At 65.2% G+C, this 17,154-nt stretch carries 16 protein-coding genes; 9 read left to right on the top strand and 7 right to left on the bottom strand.

The genetic code is table 11. The annotated features are described in order from the left end of the window. Positions 1-4: 4 nt before the first annotated feature. Genes BSY17_RS09580 through BSY17_RS09540 form a run of 9 tightly spaced genes read left to right on the top strand, consistent with a single transcriptional unit; the run spans position 5 to position 10,262 of the window. Positions 5-1,120 (top strand): CapA family protein, encoded by a 1,116-nt coding sequence (locus tag BSY17_RS09580; RefSeq protein ID WP_069065342.1) that lies wholly within the window; start codon positions 5-7, stop codon positions 1,118-1,120. Continuing rightward, positions 1,117-1,569, top strand: coding sequence for a TRAP transporter small permease (locus tag BSY17_RS09575; protein WP_069065341.1), 453 nt, complete (start codon positions 1,117-1,119; stop codon positions 1,567-1,569). The genes BSY17_RS09580 and BSY17_RS09575 overlap by 4 nt, the downstream gene beginning before the upstream one ends. After that, positions 1,566-2,876 (top strand): TRAP transporter large permease, encoded by a 1,311-nt coding sequence (locus BSY17_RS09570; RefSeq protein ID WP_069065340.1) that lies wholly within the window; start codon positions 1,566-1,568, stop codon positions 2,874-2,876. The genes BSY17_RS09575 and BSY17_RS09570 overlap by 4 nt, the downstream gene beginning before the upstream one ends. Beyond that, positions 2,873-3,763, top strand: coding sequence for a hypothetical protein (locus tag BSY17_RS09565; RefSeq protein WP_069065339.1), 891 nt, complete (start codon positions 2,873-2,875; stop codon positions 3,761-3,763). The genes BSY17_RS09570 and BSY17_RS09565 overlap by 4 nt, the downstream gene beginning before the upstream one ends. Further along, complete coding sequence (locus tag BSY17_RS09560; protein ID WP_069065338.1) at positions 3,760-5,844, top strand: CaiB/BaiF CoA-transferase family protein; 2,085 nt, start codon at positions 3,760-3,762, stop codon at positions 5,842-5,844. Before BSY17_RS09565 ends, BSY17_RS09560 begins: the two co-directional genes overlap by 4 nt. Beyond that, positions 5,841-7,142 carry a 2-hydroxyacyl-CoA dehydratase subunit D gene (locus tag BSY17_RS09555; RefSeq protein ID WP_069065337.1) on the top strand — a complete coding sequence of 434 codons (1,302 nt, stop codon included), beginning with the start codon at positions 5,841-5,843 and terminating at the stop codon, positions 7,140-7,142. Before BSY17_RS09560 ends, BSY17_RS09555 begins: the two co-directional genes overlap by 4 nt. Continuing rightward, positions 7,139-8,182 carry a TRAP transporter substrate-binding protein DctP gene (gene dctP, locus BSY17_RS09550; protein WP_083217098.1) on the top strand — a complete coding sequence of 348 codons (1,044 nt, stop codon included), beginning with the start codon at positions 7,139-7,141 and terminating at the stop codon, positions 8,180-8,182. Before BSY17_RS09555 ends, dctP begins: the two co-directional genes overlap by 4 nt. Continuing rightward, positions 8,179-9,108: a dienelactone hydrolase family protein gene (locus BSY17_RS09545; protein WP_069065336.1), complete on the top strand. Its 930-nt coding sequence runs from the start codon at positions 8,179-8,181 to the stop codon at positions 9,106-9,108. The genes dctP and BSY17_RS09545 overlap by 4 nt, the downstream gene beginning before the upstream one ends. Further along, positions 9,105-10,262 (top strand): CaiB/BaiF CoA transferase family protein, encoded by a 1,158-nt coding sequence (locus BSY17_RS09540; protein WP_069065335.1) that lies wholly within the window; start codon positions 9,105-9,107, stop codon positions 10,260-10,262. Before BSY17_RS09545 ends, BSY17_RS09540 begins: the two co-directional genes overlap by 4 nt. Positions 10,263-10,435: 173 nt before the next feature. Here the strand turns inward: BSY17_RS09540 and cydB are convergent, their stop codons facing one another. The 7 genes from cydB to BSY17_RS09505 all read right to left on the bottom strand — a co-directional run bounded on the left by cydB (position 10,436) and on the right by BSY17_RS09505 (position 17,056). Beyond that, positions 10,436-11,434: a cytochrome d ubiquinol oxidase subunit II gene (gene cydB / locus BSY17_RS09535; protein ID WP_069065334.1), complete on the bottom strand. Its 999-nt coding sequence runs from the start codon at positions 11,432-11,434 to the stop codon at positions 10,436-10,438. Continuing rightward, complete coding sequence (locus BSY17_RS09530) at positions 11,431-12,834, bottom strand: cytochrome ubiquinol oxidase subunit I (RefSeq protein ID WP_069065333.1); 1,404 nt, start codon at positions 12,832-12,834, stop codon at positions 11,431-11,433. The genes cydB and BSY17_RS09530 overlap by 4 nt, the downstream gene beginning before the upstream one ends. A gap of 63 nt (positions 12,835-12,897) precedes the next feature. Beyond that, entirely contained in the window at positions 12,898-13,689 is a 792-nt protein-coding gene (locus tag BSY17_RS09525; RefSeq protein ID WP_069065332.1) for a sulfite exporter TauE/SafE family protein, read from the bottom strand. After that, the gene (locus BSY17_RS09520; RefSeq protein ID WP_069065331.1) at positions 13,686-15,266 is read right to left on the bottom strand and encodes a bifunctional protein tyrosine phosphatase family protein/NAD(P)/FAD-dependent oxidoreductase; all 1,581 of its coding nucleotides are present in this window, start codon (positions 15,264-15,266) and stop codon (positions 13,686-13,688) included. Before BSY17_RS09520 ends, BSY17_RS09525 begins: the two co-directional genes overlap by 4 nt. Positions 15,267-15,294: 28 nt before the next feature. Next, entirely contained in the window at positions 15,295-15,705 is a 411-nt protein-coding gene (locus BSY17_RS09515; protein WP_171899215.1) for a DUF6691 family protein, read from the bottom strand. Then, the gene (locus BSY17_RS09510; RefSeq protein WP_069065329.1) at positions 15,705-16,142 is read right to left on the bottom strand and encodes a YeeE/YedE family protein; all 438 of its coding nucleotides are present in this window, start codon (positions 16,140-16,142) and stop codon (positions 15,705-15,707) included. Before BSY17_RS09510 ends, BSY17_RS09515 begins: the two co-directional genes overlap by 1 nt. Then, positions 16,139-17,056 carry an MBL fold metallo-hydrolase gene (locus tag BSY17_RS09505; RefSeq protein WP_069065328.1) on the bottom strand — a complete coding sequence of 306 codons (918 nt, stop codon included), beginning with the start codon at positions 17,054-17,056 and terminating at the stop codon, positions 16,139-16,141. The genes BSY17_RS09510 and BSY17_RS09505 overlap by 4 nt, the downstream gene beginning before the upstream one ends. Positions 17,057-17,154: the final 98 nt, after the last annotated feature.

The raw sequence follows: 17,154 nt of genomic DNA, 5'->3' as shown, positions 1-17,154 counted from the left end.
CAGCGTGACACAGGATGCGATCTCGATCGTGCTGGCAGGCGATCTGGTTCTGGACGAGCCGGATGGTGCCTATTGGCTGGCCGGGATCGCGCCCGCGCTGCGCGCTGCGGACCTTTCGATCGGCCATTTGGAGGTGCCGCATACGGTGCGCGGGGCGGAGTTGAAAGGCGATGTCCCCGCACCCGGCGCACCGCCCGAAAATCTGGCCGCCATTGCCGATGCGGGCTTTGCCATGCTGAGCCTGGCGGGCAATCACATCGCGGATTGCGGCGCGGAAGGCATTGCCGATACGATAGCGGGACTGGATGCGCTGGGCGTGGCGCATTGCGGCGCGGGGCTGACGCTCGCCGCCGCACGCGCACCGGCCATCGTCACGCGCGGCGGACATCGGATCGCACTGCTCAGCTATAATTGCGTGGGTCCGGTCGCAAGCTGGGCGAGCAAGGATAAAGCCGGATGCGCCTGGCTGCGGATCGAGACGGCCGACGGCGCGCCGATCGCGCCAGCGGCTGCGCTCGCCACGCTGACGGACGAGGCACGCGCCATGCTCAAGGGCGACATTGCCGCCGTTCGGGACCAGGCCGACATCGTGCTGGTCGCGCTACACAAGGGCATCGTCCATACCCCCGTCCAGTTGGCGCCCTATGAGCGGGCGGTGTCGCATGCCGCGATCGATGCGGGCGCGGATGTCGTCATCGGCCATCACGCCCATATCGTGCGGGGCATCGAATTTTACCGGGGCAAGCCGATCTTCCACGGGCTTGGCAATGGCTGCGTCGTGACGAGCGCGCTCAGCCCGGCGCAGGACCATCCGGCGCGGGCGGAATGGGCGGCGCGGCGGCGGACTTTGTTCGGGTTCGAACCCGACCCGGCCTATCCGCTCGCGCCTTTTCACCCCGAAGCGGTCAATGCCTTTCTGGGCCATGTCACATGGGATGCGGACCGGACCATCGGGGTCCGCATCATTCCGGTCGATGTCGAGCCGCCCGGTCGTCCAACACTAGCGTCGGCGACGCGCGCGGCGGAGATTTGCGCCTATGTCGAACAGATCACGCACGCTGCCGGGCTACCGGCGATCACAATCAGCAACGACGGCTGGGTCGAAGAGGTGACTGCATGAATGCTGCCAAGACCATGATGATATGGACGGGCGGGGTCGCCTTGATCATTGCAGCGGCGCTCAATCTGCTGGCGGTGATCGGTCGGCACACCGGCCTGCCGCTCAAGGGCGCGATCGAACTGGTGCAGGTCGTCGTCCTGATCGGCGGATCGCTGGCGCTGGTCGCCGCGACGCTGGGCCGCAACCATGCGCGCGTTCACCTGATCCTCGATCGGCTGACCGGCAGCAACCGCGATGTCGCCGAATGGGTCTGCACCGCGCTGTCGATCCTGTTCTACCTGATGCTACTGGGCGGCTCCTGCTGGCTGGCGGCGGACCTGTGGGGCAGCCAGGAGGTGAGCGAACTGGTCGGTGTGCCCTGGTGGGCGATGCGCGCCTTTCTCAACATAACGCTGGTCGTCATCATCGCGCTGCTTGTCCGCCAGCTGTTGGAAGGGCGCCGACCATGATCCTTGCAACGCCCGAAACCGGGCTGATCGGCCTTATCCTCCTGTTCGCCATGCTGTTGTGCGGCGTGCCGATCGGCGTTTCGCTGGGCCTTGTCGGCGTCGGCGGCCTGATGGTCGCGCTTGGGCCGGAGGGGGCTCTCATCAAGGCGGGCGTCGTCGTGGTCGAAACGCTGACCCGCTATGAACTGGGCACATTGCCGCTGTTCATGCTGATGGCGCATCTCTTCTTTGCGGCCAATGCCAGTCGGGATCTGTTCGATGCAGCCGCCAAGATGATTGGCCATCGGCGCGGCGGCCTGGCCTATGCGTCGATCGGGGGCTGCGCCGGATTTGGATCGATCAACGGTTCCAGCCTGGCGACGGCGGCGACCATCGGCCTGGTCGCGCTGCCCGAAATGCGCCAGCGCGGCTATAGCGATGCGCTGGCGACCGGCACCGTCGCTGCCGGTGGCACATTGGGCCAGATGTTGCCGCCATCGGGCGCGCTGATCGTCTATGGCATCATCGCCGAACAATCGATCGGCACGCTGTTCACCGCCACGCTCATTCCCGGCATTTCGCAGATGCTCTTCTATTGCCTGGTCGTGTGGCTGCTCGTGCGCTGGCGTCCTTCGATCGCGCCGCCGAGCGAGCGGGCGAGTTGGGCGGAGCGTGGCCGGGCGATGTTGCGCATCGCCGACATGCTGCTGCTCTTGGCCGTGGTGCTGGGCGGGATCGTACTGGGCTGGTTCAGCCCGTCCGAAGCCTCCTCCATCGGCACGGCCGGCGCTCTGGCGATCACGGCATGGCGAGGGCGGCTCAACCGCGAGGTGTTGTTCCGCGCCTTTTCCGAAACCTTGCGGACGACGGGCCTCATCTTCCTGGTCATCATCGGTGCGATCATCTTTTCGGTCTTCATCAGCGTGACCGGGCTGACCGAAGCGGTTGGCACTGCCGTGTCGGCCATGGACATGGGCACCATCCCGACCCTGCTGGTCGTCGCGCTGCTTTTGCTGCTGCTGGGATCGGTGCTGGACGGGCTGGCATTGATGCTGCTGACCACGCCTATCCTGCTGCCGATCGTCGAAGGGGTGGGCATGTCGCCGATCTGGTTCGGCATCTTCATCACCCGCGCCATGGAGATCGGCTTCGTCCACCCGCCGCTGGGGATGAACCTCTATGTCATCCAGGGGGTGGCGAAGGACGTGCCGTTGGGACGGATATTCAAGGGCGTGCTGCCCTTCCTCGGCAGTGATCTCATCCACCTGCTCCTCATCATCCTGTTCCCGGCCATGGCGCTGTGGCTGCCCACTGTTATTGGACAATGACCATGATTGCCTATGTCGGCCCCGACCTACCGCAAGATGTGCTGACCGCCACGGGCGCCTGTTCCGGCCCGGTGGGATGGAATGTCGATCGGCCCCTTCCGGCGGCGGATCGCTGGCTCGAAAGCAAATTTCCGCTCTGGACGCGGTCCATCCTGCAGGATTGGGCGGATGGCGCGCTGAATGGGCTGGACGCGGTGCTCTTCTCGCGCGGTGACGATGCAGCGCAGCGGCTCTATTATTATATCTGCGAATTGCGGCAGCGGGGCGAGATTGCTGGTCCCGAACCGATGATCTTCGACACCGCCACGATCCAGCGCGCCAGCAGCGTCGCGCATATGGGCAAGGCGATCAGACGACTGGCCGCGCACCTCGGCATCGACGATGACGCGCTGGAGCAAGGGATTGTGGCGACCAACGCGCTGCGGATTGCTGCGCCGCAATTCGGCGGCGACGCGCCATTGTGCCTGCTGGGGGGCACACCGCCGCCCGATGCCCGCATCCATGCGATGATTGAGGCGGCCGGATGGCGCGCGGCCGGACCGACGCTGGCGCAAAGCTGGCAAAATCCCGGCGACCTTCGCGTGGAGGAAGGCAGCGGCGATCCATGTGCCGCGATCGCGCGCCAGTTGCATGAGGCCGCGCAAGGCAGCCGGGCCTTTCGCGATCATGCCGATGCACTGGCGGCGCAAGCGCGGCACACCCGCGCATCGGCGGTCCTGTTATGGTTCGCGGAAGAGGATGAGGCGCGCATCTGGCACTTGCCCGCGCAGCGGGACGCACTGGCCGACGCCAGTATACCGACGCTCATCCTCACCCGACGCGACTGGCGCGCGAACGATGGGGTGGCACAGGAGATTGCGAAATTTTTGAAGGAGTTAAAGGCATGACCCCGCTTGCAGGTCATCGCGTCGCCACATTGGGCGGCATGGCGGATCGCCCACTGGCGCGCTTCCTGGCGTCGCTGGGCGCTGAACTGGGCGGACCGGTCGAAGGCGCGTCCTTCGTCATCGACGATCTCGGCTTGGAAAGCCTGAAAGACGTCGCGATACCGGAGACGGCTGTGCATGTCTCGGTCACCACCTTCGGGTCGGGCGGGCCGCGATCCGGCTGGAAGGGTGGCGAGTTCGTCGCGTCGGCCATGGGCGGGGCGCTGCGGGTGACGGGTGAACCCGACCTCCCGCCGGTCAAGGAAGCGGGCGATGCCTGCACCTTCCATGCGGACATGGTCGCGGCGAGTGGTGCGATGGCCGCCCATTATGCACGCGGCACGCATGGCAAGGGGCAGCATGTCGACATATCCATCCAGCAGGTAGCCTTCAGCCGTAATTTCAACGGGATATTGTGCTGGCAGTTCGACCGGCGCAAATTGAAACGGGTCGGCGGCGCGCTCGCCTATGGCCAAGCGACGGTGCGTGCGATCTGGCGGCTGGCCGATGGATGGTGTTTCCATTCGCTGATGACCGGGCGACTGGGGGCACCCGCCAATCAGGCTCTGTCCGACTGGATGGATGCCGTCGGCGCGCCCAATCCGCTGCACGGCACCGATTGGCTCAGCTATAACCGTTCGACGCTGCCCGCCGACACGCGCGCGATGTGGGAAGCAGCCATCGACGCCTTCTTCCGATCGCGCACCAAGGCGGAGATCGCGACCGAAGGGCTGCGGCGGGGGATCAATGCTTGCGTCGCGAACGAACCGACCGATGTGCTGGCAGACCGGCATCTCGCCGCGCGCGGCTTTTTCGACACGCCATCGGGCCTGCCGGAACGATTTGCCGCGATCCGCGCGGGTTCGGCGGTTGCCGCGCCTGCCATTCATACAGGCGATCGGCCGGGGCCATTGGCAGGTGTCCGGGTACTTGATTTCGCCTGGGCACTGGTCGGGTCGATCACGACCAAGACGCTGGGCGACCTGGGCGCGGAGATCGTGAAGATCGAAAGCCGCACGCGCCCGGATCTTGCCCGGTTGGATGTGCAGGTGTCCGCATCGCAGCCGGGCAATTGGGATGACAAGCCTTGGTTCGCACATCTCAATTCGTCCAAGCGCAGCCTGTCGCTCAATATGAAGAAGCCGGAGGCGCGCGAACTCATCGATCCGCTGATCGACTGGGCGGACGTGGTGGTCGAGAATTTCTCGCCGGGCACGATGAAGAAGCTGGGGTTGGACTATGACGCGCTTTGCCAGCGCAATCCGGGCATCGTGATGGTGTCGGGCAGCGTGTTCGGGCAGACGGGGCCGCTGGCGCAGGAATGGGGCGTCGATGGCACGGGTGGCGCGTTGTCGGGGCGCACATTCCTGACCGGCTATCCGACGCGCGACCCGGTGATACCCGGCGCCGTGCCCTATGGGGATGTGATCGTGCCGTTCGTGATGGCAGGCGCCGTGGCGGCCGCGCTCCAGCATCGGCGCGAAACGGGACGGGGCGCGCATATCGATGCATCCATGTATGAAATTTGCGTGCAGCAGATGCGCGATAGCTTGTCCGCCGCGCGGCGCGGCGAGCGACCGCAACGGTCGGGCAATGCCGATCCGGGCGTCTTCTTCCAGGATGTGTTTCCGGCACGCGGCGAAGACCGCTGGGTCGCGATCAGCCTGTTCGATGAAGACGATCGTGCGCGGCTGCACGCGATGACCGGCCCCGATGTCGCGGCATGGACCGCGCAGCGCGAGGACCATGCCATCGCCTCTACCCTTCAAGCGGCCGGTATCGCCTGCGGCGTGGTGCAGGATTGCGAGGATATGATCGACCTTGATCCGCAACTGGCCGGACGTGGCGCGCTGGTGACGCTCGATCATCCGATCCTGGGACCGTTCGGCCATATCGCGACACCCATATCATTTTCCCGCGACAGGTTCGCACCCTTCCGCGCGCCTGGCATGGGCGAGCATGCCCATGCCATCGCCCGGACCCTGTGCGGGCTTGATGATGCGCGCATCGCCGAACTGGAAGCGGCAGGAGTTTTTCAATGAACGACATAATAGCCCCGCGCGCCACCGGCCAGCGCAGCCGCAAGGATCTGGCCTGCACCGCCGTCGCCAGCGTGTATCAGAAGCAATTTGGCGCGGACCTCAAACGGCGGGTCGTGGACGAAGGCGAACCCTTCGCCATCGTCCAGGCCGACACGCCGCACGAGATTTTCCATGTGATGGACATCCCCATCATCACCAACCAATGGTGGTCGGCCTATATCTCCGCCAAACAATTGTCCGGCCATTATTTCGACGTGATGGCGCGGCATGGCTATCCTGAAAATAGTTGCAAATATTGCTCGCTTGGCCTGGCCTGCACGCTGGCGAACGATCCCAAGACCGCGCCCTGGGGCGGATTGCCCAAGCCAACCGTGCTGGTCGCACGCCTGACCTGCGACTGCATCCAGCATGTCTTTGGCCAATGGGCACAGGCACTGGGCAGCGAATTTTTCCCGATGGAAGCGCCGGCATGGGAGCATAAGGAAGCCCATTGGTTCCAGCACAGCCGCAGCGCGTGGCGACGGGTCTATGAGCCGGATCGCATCGCGCTGATGGTCGCGGAAATGCGCGATCTCATCACCTTGTTGGAAAATCGCACCGGCCGCCGCTTCGACGAGGCGAAGCTGCATCACCTGATGGAGCGGATCAACGAACAGGAAGGCTATATCTGGGAAGCCGCGCAGGCGATCGGCAGCGCGCGCCCCTGCCCGGTGTCGATCGCCGAGCAGATGCCCAATACGATGATTCCGCAATGGCATCGCGGGTCGGACTGGGCCGTCGCCCACGCCAGGCGCTTTCGCGACGAAGTCATGGAACGGGTGGCGAGCGGCGCGGGTGCGGCCGACAATGAACGCATAAGGCTGATGTGGATCGGTGCGGGCGTGTGGCATGATCCGGGCTTTTATCAGGCGCTGGAAGAGCGACTGGGCGCGGTCTTCGTCTGGTCGATGTATATGCCCTTTGCCGGGCCGCAATATATTCGCGAGCTGCAGGGCCAGCCGATGGATGCGCTGGCCAGCCGCATCTGTTCGATGAACGAAGTGCTGCATCTGCCGCCATGGATGAACGGGTGGATGACCAGCGAGGCGGAACGGTGCGGCATCGATGCCTGCGTCATCCTGCTGCCGCCCGACAACCGCCTGTCGCAATCGGGCACGAAACTGACGGCGCTTTCGCTGGAAGCAGCGGGCGTTCCGGTGCTGGCGATCGACGCGGACATGGTGGATGCGGCCAATTGGAACCATGACGCGATGGTCGCGATGGTTGCCGACTTTCTGGCCGCGCGGGGGCTGGCGTGACGCTCCGCGCGCTGCTGTCCCTGTTGGTGCCGCTGTGCCTGATGGCGGCGTGCGCCCGGCCGCTACCGCCCGGCGTGACCGAACTGACTTATGCGACGCCCTACAGCCCGAACCATCCGTTCAGCAAGGCGGACAAGGCATGGATGGAATTTGTCGAACACAAGTCGCAAGGGCGCATCCGCATTCGGCCGATCTGGTCGGGCGCGCTGCTGTCGTCGGATATGTCGATGGAGGAATTGCGCCATGGCGTGGCCGATGTCGGCCTCATCACGCCCATCTATGTGCGCGGCGGCACCCATCTGATCCGCATCCAGACCGGATTCTACAGCGGGGCGGACAGCATCGACTCGCAGTTGAAACTTTATCGCTGCATCGCCGCGGCCAACCCGCAGATCGGCCATGAGCTGCATGGACTGAAGGTACTGGCGGTCCAGGGCGGCTCGCTCGCCGGGATCGTCACGACCGACCGGCAGGTGCGCAATCTGGCCGACCTGCGCGGGCTGCGGCTGCGCGCGCCCACCGAATTGCTCACGGTGCTGGAGTCGCTGGGCGCGGACCCGGTCAACATGCCGATGGCGGATGTCTATTCGGCGATGGCCAAGGGGGTGATCGACGGCGTGATCGCGCCGGGCGATACGTTCAAGTCGCTGCATTTCGCGGAAGTGGCCAGCCATTATAACAACCTCGCTATCCCGCGCGGTGCCTATCCGGCGCGGGCGATAGGGCTGGCGCGATGGAACCGGTTGAGCGAGGCGGAGCGGGCGATCCTGACGCAGTCGCAAGCGGTGTGGGAGGATGCGCTGTCGCGCGAAATCCATGCGGCGCTGGTCAAGGGGCTGGAGGAAGCCAAGGCGCAGAAGGTGACGATATCCGGCATGTCTGCGCAGGAGCAGGCGCGCTTCGACGCACTGTACCTGCGTGATTCCGAAGGCAATGCCCGCAGCCTGTCGCGGTTTGGCATCGACGGGATGCAGGCGTTCCGAACGGCGCGGGCAGCAGTGCGCGGGCGCGACGATATACAATGCGGAGGGAAGATATGACGCCTTTGATCGTGATCGCGGCCATGGCAATGATGATCGTCGGCACCGCATCGGCGCAGCCGACGCAGGACAAGGTCGCGCGCCGGATCGGCGATCCGGCAGGCACGGGGCGATGGCCTGCAGTGGCGGAAGGCTTTGCCGATGCGCCCGGCTATACGCTGTACCGTCCCGCCACATGGCCGCGCGAACGATTGCCGTTGGTCTTGTGGGGTAATGGCGGCTGTCGCGACAATGGCCTGTCGGCCAGCCATTTCCTGCGCGAAATCGCCAGTCATGGCTATATCGTGATCGCCAATGGCGCACCGCGCGAAGAGCGGCCGCCGCTGACCGCTTTGCCGAACGACGATACTGCGCCTGCGCCGGTGGGGCCGCCACCGGCCAAGGCCGACGAAACGCAGGTGGATCAGTTGCTGGCGGCGATCGACTGGGCGACGCAGAGCATCCATCGCGATCATGTCGATACAAAGCGGATCGCAGTGATGGGGCATAGCTGCGGCGGATTGCAGGCGCTGGCCGCAGGTGCCGATCCACGTATCGACACGGTCGTCGCGTTCAACAGCGGGGTCTATAACCGGCCCGGCGGCGGTCTGAGCGGTATATGGATCACTAAGGATGATTTGAAAAAGCTGCATACGCCCGTCGCCTATATATTGGGCGGGCCATCCGACATCGCCTACCCCAATGGGAGCGACGATGTGGCGCGGCTGTCGCATGTCCCCGTCTTCTACGCGAACAAGGATACGGGGCATGGCGGCACATTTTCGCTCGTCAATGGCGGGGATTATGGCCGGGTCGCGGTCGGGTGGCTCGACTGGCAATTGAAGCAGGATGCCGGTGCCGCCGCGATGTTCGTCGGTGCGGACTGCACCCTTTGCCAAGACCCCAGCTGGTCCATCATCCGCAAGCAATTCCCGGAGCAACCATGAACAAGCCGCTCGCGGGCATCCGCATCGCCGATTTCAGCCATGTCATGGCCGGTCCCTACGCCTCGCATCTTTTGCGTCTGATGGGGGCGGAGGTGATCAAGATCGAGCCGCCGCAGGGCGACAGCTTCCGGTCCTACAATGTCGATCCACGGTTCGAGGGCATGTCCCCGGCGTTCATCGCCGCCAATGCGGGAAAGAAATCGATAGCCCTTGATCTGAAACAGGCCGACGATCTTGCGATCGCCCAGGCTATCGTGTCGCGCTGCGACGTCCTGCTCGAAAATTTCCGGCCCGGTGTGATCGATCGTCTGGGGCTTGGCTATGATGCCGTCCGCGCGTTGAACCCGGACATCATCTTTTGCTCGGTATCGGGCTATGGGCAGGATAGTCCGCAACGGGACTGGCCCGCGATCGACAATATCGTCCAGGCTACCAGCGGCATGATGATGCTGAGCGGCGAAGAGGGCGATCCGCCTGTCCGGGTCGGCTTTCCCATCGTCGATACCTTGACCGGCCAGACTGCCGCCTTTGCCATCCTTTCTGCGCTGATCCGGCGCATGCAGGGCGACGGCGGCAGCTTCATCGACGTGTCCATGTTCGACGCCAGCCTGGCGTTCATGACATCGGCGGTGACGCCTTTCCTGGTGACGGGGCGCGCGATGACGCGCATGGGCAATACCGGCTATAGCGGCCTGCCGACCGCATCGCTGTTCACCGCGCGGGACGGCCGCCAAGTGTCGCTGGGCGTCGTGCAGCCCAACCAGTTCGCCGCCCTCGCCCGCTTCACCGGCCGCGAGGATTGGCTGAGCAATCCGCTCTTTGCCACGCCGGAGGCGCGACGCGCGAATTTCGACGCCATGAAGGCGGAGTTGGAAACGGTCATCGCCACCCGCGACGCCGCTGATTGGGAAGCGGGCATGAGCGCGGCAGGCATACCCTGCGGCATGGTCCGCCGCGTGGACGAAGCCGCAGCCCTTGCGCGGCCGGACGCCTTATTGTCGTTCGATGGCCTCGGCGGGCCGGATGGCGCGATCCGCGCGCCGGGCGCTGGCTTTCGCCTGACGCCAGGCGCGCAGGAGGGCCAAATGCCGCCCCGACTGGACGAGCATCGCGATGAGATATTGGATTGGCTCAGCGTTGCCGACGATCGATAGTCACGGATATCCGCGTTAACCGACTACATTTTGTCCCATCGATATCCGGTCGTCGCTCCCTTCAAATCCTCAGAGCAGCCAGCGGCGCAGGGCTAAGGATAGCAGCCCAAGGGCTGCGATGCTCGCGGCCCAGATGCCGATGAACCAGCCGATTTGGCGTAGCTGTCTACGCATCAGTGATAGCCATCGCTGCCGACCTTGCCCCGGAATACCCAATAGGCCCAGGCCGTGTAGGCTAGGATGATCGGAACCAGGACCGCGCCGCCGACCAGCATGAAGAGCTGGCTGCGATAGGGGGCGGCGGCTTCCCAGATAGTGACGCGCGCCGGGATGACATAGGGCCAGATCGAAATGCCAAGGCCGAGCAGGCACAGGCCGAACAAAGCGAGTGCCCAGAGAAAGGGCTGCGCATCCTTGCGCTGGGAGAGGCTGCGGTAGAAGAGCGCGGTGACGATGATCGTCGCCAGCGGCACTTGCGCGGTGGCCAGCACGCCGGGCCATGCCAGCCAGCGGCTTTGATAGCTGCCCTCCAGCGTCAGCGTGGCGAGGCTGACCGCGCCGATCACGACCAGCATGACGATGCCCAGCCGACCGGCATAGGTTACCGCCTGACGCTGCAGGCCGCCCTCGGTCTTCCAGTTGAGCCAGCAGGCGCCCAGCAGCGCATAGCCGACCATCAGGCCAAAGCCGGTGAGCAGCGAGAAGGGCGAGAGCCATTCCCACCATCCGCCCGAATAGGCGCGGCCCTCGACGCTGATCCCCTGCAGCAAGGCACCCAGCGCAATCCCTTGCGCGAAAGTCGCGACAGCGGACCCGCCGGTGAAGGCGCGGTCCCACCAGGCGCGGTGCGCCGGATCGCGCCAGCGAAACTCGAACGCGACGCCGCGCAGGACGAGGCCGAGCAGCATGGCGATCAGCGGGGCGTAGAGGGCGGGCAGGATGATGGCATAGGCCAGCGGAAAGGCGGCAAGCAGCCCACCGCCGCCCAGCACCAGCCAGGTTTCATTGCCATCCCATACCGGCGCGATGCTGTTCATCGCAGTGTCGCGATCCTTGCCCACCTTGAACAGCGGGAAGAGCAGGCCGATGCCGAGGTCGAACCCGTCCATCACGACATAGGCGATGATCGCAAAGCCGATGATGGCAGCCCAGATGACGGTCAGGTCGATCATGCGTCGCCTCCTTCGATGGCGGGTGCGGGGGTTATGCCGGCGGTGCGGATCGGCGCACCGTCCAGCGTGCTTTCATGCGCTTCGGGCGGCTTCTTCATCAGGTGCAGCAGATACCAGATGCCCATGCCGAAGACGCTGAAATAGACGATGACGAAGGCCAGCAGCGAGGCCGCGACGGCGGGCGCATCCAGTGGCGAGGCGCTTTGCGCGGTGCGCAGCAGGCCATAGACGGTGAAAGGCTGCCGCCCGACTTCGGTCACGATCCATCCCGCCAGCACGGCGACGAACCCCGATGGTCCCAGCAATAGCGCGGCGCGATGCAGCCATGGCCAGTCATGCAGCTTGCCGCGCCAGCGCGCAATCAGGCTCCACAGGCCCAGCCCCAGCATTGCAAAGCCGATGCCGACCATGACGCGAAACGCCCAGAAGACGATCCCGACCGGCGGCTGATCGGCTTCCGGCACGGTGTCGAGCCCCTTCATCGGCGCATTGAGATCATGTTTGAGGATCAGCGACGATGCCTTGGGAATGGATACAGCATAATCGACCCGCTTGTTGGCGCTGTCGGGGATGCCGAACAGGATCAGCGGCGCGCCGTCGGGATGGCTGTCATAATGGCCTTCCATCGCCATCACCTTGACCGGCTGATGCTCCAGCGTGTTGAGGCCGTGCATGTCGCCCGCGAAAATCTGGATCGGCGCGACGATCGCCGCCATCCACATCGCCATGGAGAACATGGTGCGCGCGCCGGGGTTGGCCCGGTCCTTGAGCAGGTGCCAGGCACCCACGCCACCGACGGCAAAGGCTGTCGTCAGATAGGCCGCCAGGACGGTGTGGACCAGGCGATAGGGGAAGCTGGGGTTGAAGATGATCGCCATCCAGCTGGGGCCGGGCAGGAACTGGCCGTTCGCGCCGATCTCGTAACCGGTGGGTGTCTGCATCCAGCTATTGACCGAGAGAATCCAAAAGGCGGAGATGAAGGTGCCGATGGCGACCGCGCAGGTGGCGGTGAAGTGCAGTTTGCGCCCGACCTTGTTGATGCCGAACAGCATGACACCCAGGAACCCGGCCTCCAGGAAGAAGGCGGTCAGCACTTCATAGGCCATGAGCGGCCCGATGACCGGACCCGCCTTGTCGGAGAAGACCGACCAGTTGGTGCCGAACTGATAGGACATGACGATGCCCGACACGACGCCCATGGCGAAGACGACGGCAAAAATCTTGAGCCAGTAGCGGAAGAGATTGGCATAGACGCCCTTGCCGGTGGCGAGCCACAGCCCTTCCAGCACCATCAGGAAACTGGCGAGGCCGATCGAAAAGGCCGGGAAGAGGAAATGGAAGCTCACCGTGAAGGCGAACTGGGCGCGGGCGAGGATCAGGGCGTCTAAGGAGTCGAACATTGGAAATGTCCTTTCGCCCGACCTTGTACCAGACGGGCAGGGATAAAGAGATAGGTCAGATTGTCAGAGCCCCGGTATGAAGGCCGCGGCGCTGCGCCAGAGCATGTAGAGGGCGACGACGAAGATCAGGATCGCAAAGACGGTGGTCAGCCGCCCGGTCTTGGCCCCCAGCCGCTCGGCCAGCCGCGTGCCGCCGACGCTGCCGACGACCCCGCCCGCCACGAACACGGCGGCGAGCGGCCAGTCGATCAGCCCGGAAAAGGCATAGTTGGCGGCCGTGGTGAGGCCGAAAGCGGTGACGGCGACGAGCGAGGTGCCCACCGCCATCAACATCGGCATGCCGGTCGAGGCGACCAGGCCCGGCACGATCAGGAAGCCGCCGCCGATGCCGAAAAAGCCGGAAAACAAGCCCGACCCAAGGCCATAGCCCACCACCTTGGGCGCTTTTTCGCGATTGCATTCCGCGCCCGGATTGCCCGCATTGCCGCGCCCCTTGAGCATCAGCACGCCGACCAGCAGCATGACGAGCGCGAACAGGGCCAGCAATTTGTCGCCATCCACCATCTTGCCAAAGGTCGATCCGGCGAGCGCGCCGACGATGCCCGCTGCGGCATAGATGCCGCCGCAGCGCCATTTGACATGATGGGCGCGGGCATGGCTGGCCAGCCCCGTCGCGGCATTGATGGCGACCGCGAGCGCGCTGGTGCCGATGGCGACATGCGGGTTGGGCACGCCGACCAGATAGACCATCAGCGGCACGGCCAGGATGGACCCGCCACCGCCCACCAGACCCAGCACGAAACCGACCAGGCTGCCCGACAGGCCACCCAGCAGATATTGGGTCAGGTCCATCATGACTGCGACTCGATGGGCTGGGGCTTGACCATCCACTCGCGGCCCTTGAGCATTCCATGCCAATAGACCGGCGGCAGGATGGTATCCTTGAGCAGCCAGGACAGGCGCGACGGGCGGGTGCCGTCGATCAGCCAGTTGGGGAAGCTGGGCATCAATTTGCCGCCATAGCCGAACTCGGCCAGCACGATCTTGCCGGCCTCGACAGTCAGCGGGCAACTGCCATAGCCGTCATAGGCGGCGACCGGGGGATGGCCATCAAGCGCGGCCAGGGCGTTCACCGCGACCACCGGCGCCTGCTTGCGGGCGGCGGCCATCGTCTTGGCATTGGATGCGGAACAGGCATCGCCGAGCGCGAAGATATCGGGATAGACGGGGTGGCGCAGCGTCGCCTCGTCCACCGCGACGAAGCCGGAGGGGGCGGCGAGCAGACTGTTGCGGATGAAGTCGGGCGCAACTTGCGGGGGGACAACATGGATCATGTCAAAGCGTTCCGCCACGCGCCTGACGCCATCGCCGTCCGCCTGCTCGAAAATGGCGGTCTTGGCCGGGCCATCAATCTCCACCAGCTTCGACCCGAAATTGAGGTGAATGCCGTAGCGATCGACATAGTCCATCAGCGCCGGGACATAGGCGGCGACCCCGAACAGCGCTGGACCGGCGGTGTGGAACTGCACGTCGCTTTGCGCCAGTATCCCCGCCTTTTCCCAGCGGTGGCAGGACAGATACATCGCCTTTTGCGGGGCGCCCGCGCATTTGATCGGCATGGGCGGCTGGGTGAACAGCGCGCGTCCGCCCTTGAACGCCTTGGCCAGGCGATTGGTATAGGGGGCCAGATCGTAGCGATAATTGGACGTGACGCCATCATGGCCCAGCGCATCGGCAAGGCCCGGAATGGCGTTCCAGTCGAGCTTGATGCCGGGGCAGACGATCAACACGCCATAGCCGATCCGCCGCCCGTCATCGAGCAGCACCTGTTTGTCATCGGGCTGGAAATGGCTGACCGACCCCTTGATCCAGGTCGCGCCGTTCGGGATCAGGTGCACCTCGCTGCGCCGGGTAAAGCCGCTGTCGAACACGCCCGCGCCCACCATCGTCCAGCCGGGCTGATAATAATGATCGTCGCTCGGTTCGATGATGGCGAGGCGGATGCCCCGGCGGCGCTTGAGGATGCTGGCGGCCGTGGCGATCCCGGCGCTGCCGCCGCCGATGATCAGGATATCATAAGAGGCGGCATCGTGTCCGGCGACCAGTGCGTCCGCCATCGCCGCCAGTTTTTCGGCGCGGGCGCCCGACCGGCAATAGCCCAGCACCGGGCCGGGGAGGGTGTCGAGCGCGTGGCGCATCGCCTGCGCATCGGCATCGGTCATCGCGCCGGGGATTACGGGGATGTGCGCGAAGGCGAGGCCAACGGCTGTGGCAACCGCACCGATGTGGGCCGCGGTCGGCTGGTCATCCTCCTCGCCATCGGGGCGGTTGCAGATGATCGCGCGAAAGCCCTCGCGCGCGGCCTGTTCGACATCGTGCGGCGTCAGTTGCGGGGCGGTGGCAAAGGCCGGGGTCAGCCGCTTGATATCCATGATGATCCTCCTTGGTCCGGCGTGCCGGTTATGGTCTTGACGTGACGCGGTGCACCGCCATGCCGCCCAGCATGGCCAGCACGAACGGAGCAACCGCCGCCGGGGCGAGTGCCAGGCTGGCGAGAGCGGGGCCGGGGCACAGGCCGCCTATGCCCCAGCCAATGCCGAACAGGATCGCGCCGAGCGCGAGCTTCCCGTCGATCCCGCGTGTTTCGGGCAGGTTGAACTGCTGATCGGCGATGGGGCGCTCGATCCGCTTCTGCACCAGCCAGGCGAGCGCCATCGGGATCATCGCGCCGCCCATGACGAAGGCCAGCGTCGGATCCCATGGTCCCAACAGGTCGAGGAAGGCGCGCACCCGCATCGGATCGGCCATGCCCGACAGGGCAAGGCCTGCGCCGAACAGCGAACCGGACAGTAGCGCAAGGATGATCCGCATCACAAAAGCCCCGTCAAACGGAGGATCGCCACGGTGGCAAAGCCGCTGCCCATGAACAAAGCGGTGGCGGTGAGCGAGCGGCGCGACAGGCGCGACACGCCACATACGCCATGGCCGCTGGTGCAGCCTGATCCGAGCCGCGTGCCATACCCGACGATCAGGCCGGCAACGATCAGCAGGGCGGGCGCGGGGTAGCTGGCCGGGACGCCGCCCGACAGCAGCGCTACGACCAGCGCACCCAAGGGCAAGCCAAGGATGAAGGCGATGGCGACGCTACGCGGCGCGCCGCCCTGCGTGAAGCCAACGGCCCGCGCCGCAAGCCCGCTGACGCCCGCGATCCGGCCGAGGCCGAGCAGCATGATCGCCGCCGCCACGCCGATCATCAGCCCGCCGATGAGGCCCGCGACCGGCTGGGCATCGGGAAAGCCGGGGATCATAGCTGGTTCACCGGTATCTTGAGATAGGCGACGCCATTATCCTCGGCGACCGGCAGATGGCCCGCGCGCATATTGACCTGAACCGAGGGCAGGATGAGGCGCGGCATGTCCAGCGTGCGGTCGCGCGCTTCGCGCATCGCGACGAATTCATCTTCGGTGATGCCGTCATGGGCGTGGATATTGGCCCGGCGCTGGTTCGCCACGGTCGTTTCCCAGACATAATGGTCGCGGCCAGCGGGCAGATAGTCATGGCACAGGAAGAGCCGGGTTTCGGGCGGCAGTTCCAGCAACCGGCGCATCGACCGGAACAAGGTGCGGGCGTCGCCGCCGGGGAAGTCGGCGCGGGCCGTGCCATAATCGGGCATGAACATGGTATCGCCCACGAACACCGCATCGCCGATCACATAGGCAACGCAGGCCGGGGTGTGGCCCGGCACATGCAGCACCGTGACCGACAGGGTGCCGATCGCGAAACTGTCACCATCGGCCCACAGATGGTCGAAGTCCGATCCGTCACGCGGGAATTCCGCGCCGACGTTGAACAGCTTGCCGAACATATGCTGCACTTCGCAGATATGCGCGCCGATCGCGATCTTCCCGCCCAGCTTCTGCTGGAGATAGGGGGCTGCCGACAGATGATCGGCATGGGCATGGGTTTCCAGATGCCAATCGACGGTCAGTCCCTCTGCCTCGACATAGGCGATCACCGGATCGGCGGACGCGACATTCGTGCGGCCGGAGGCGGGGTCATAGGTCATTACGCTGTCGATCACGGCGGCGCGACGCGTCTGCGCATCATGCACGACATAGGTCACGGTGAAGGTCGGCGGATCGAAGAAGGACTTGATCACGGGCACGCCTTCGCGGGCGGCGAGGATCTGCGTCTGGGCCTTGGTCAATGCGGGGTCGGACATGCGACTCTCCTCTAGTTTCATATTTACATGAACCATGTATATGTATAGAGACGGGCCGTCAAGGGGTTGCCTCATGGTGGCCAGGATTGCAGGACGAC

Source organism: Sphingobium sp. RAC03, assembly GCF_001713415.1.
In the GTDB taxonomy this organism is placed as follows: domain Bacteria; phylum Pseudomonadota; class Alphaproteobacteria; order Sphingomonadales; family Sphingomonadaceae; genus Sphingobium.
The sequence above is the reverse complement of the archived record's forward strand: the minus strand, read 5'-3'. Positions and strand labels throughout refer to the sequence as shown.

Coding starts and splice junctions, on each gene's coding strand:
- BSY17_RS09575 (WP_069065341.1), top strand. CDS start 1,117: ATGAATGCTGCCAAGACCATGATGATATGGACGGGCGGGGTCGCCTTG.
- BSY17_RS09570 (WP_069065340.1), top strand. CDS start 1,566: ATGATCCTTGCAACGCCCGAAACCGGGCTGATCGGCCTTATCCTCCTG.
- BSY17_RS09565 (WP_069065339.1), top strand. CDS start 2,873: ATGACCATGATTGCCTATGTCGGCCCCGACCTACCGCAAGATGTGCTG.
- BSY17_RS09560 (WP_069065338.1), top strand. CDS start 3,760: ATGACCCCGCTTGCAGGTCATCGCGTCGCCACATTGGGCGGCATGGCG.
- BSY17_RS09555 (WP_069065337.1), top strand. CDS start 5,841: ATGAACGACATAATAGCCCCGCGCGCCACCGGCCAGCGCAGCCGCAAG.
- BSY17_RS09545 (WP_069065336.1), top strand. CDS start 8,179: ATGACGCCTTTGATCGTGATCGCGGCCATGGCAATGATGATCGTCGGC.
- BSY17_RS09540 (WP_069065335.1), top strand. CDS start 9,105: ATGAACAAGCCGCTCGCGGGCATCCGCATCGCCGATTTCAGCCATGTC.
- cydB (WP_069065334.1), bottom strand. CDS start 11,434: ATGATCGACCTGACCGTCATCTGGGCTGCCATCATCGGCTTTGCGATC.
- BSY17_RS09530 (WP_069065333.1), bottom strand. CDS start 12,834: ATGTTCGACTCCTTAGACGCCCTGATCCTCGCCCGCGCCCAGTTCGCC.
- BSY17_RS09525 (WP_069065332.1), bottom strand. CDS start 13,689: ATGATGGACCTGACCCAATATCTGCTGGGTGGCCTGTCGGGCAGCCTG.
- BSY17_RS09520 (WP_069065331.1), bottom strand. CDS start 15,266: ATGGATATCAAGCGGCTGACCCCGGCCTTTGCCACCGCCCCGCAACTG.
- BSY17_RS09515 (WP_171899215.1), bottom strand. CDS start 15,705: ATGCGGATCATCCTTGCGCTACTGTCCGGTTCGCTGTTCGGCGCAGGC.
- BSY17_RS09510 (WP_069065329.1), bottom strand. CDS start 16,142: ATGATCCCCGGCTTTCCCGATGCCCAGCCGGTCGCGGGCCTCATCGGC.
- BSY17_RS09505 (WP_069065328.1), bottom strand. CDS start 17,056: ATGTCCGACCCCGCATTGACCAAGGCCCAGACGCAGATCCTCGCCGCC.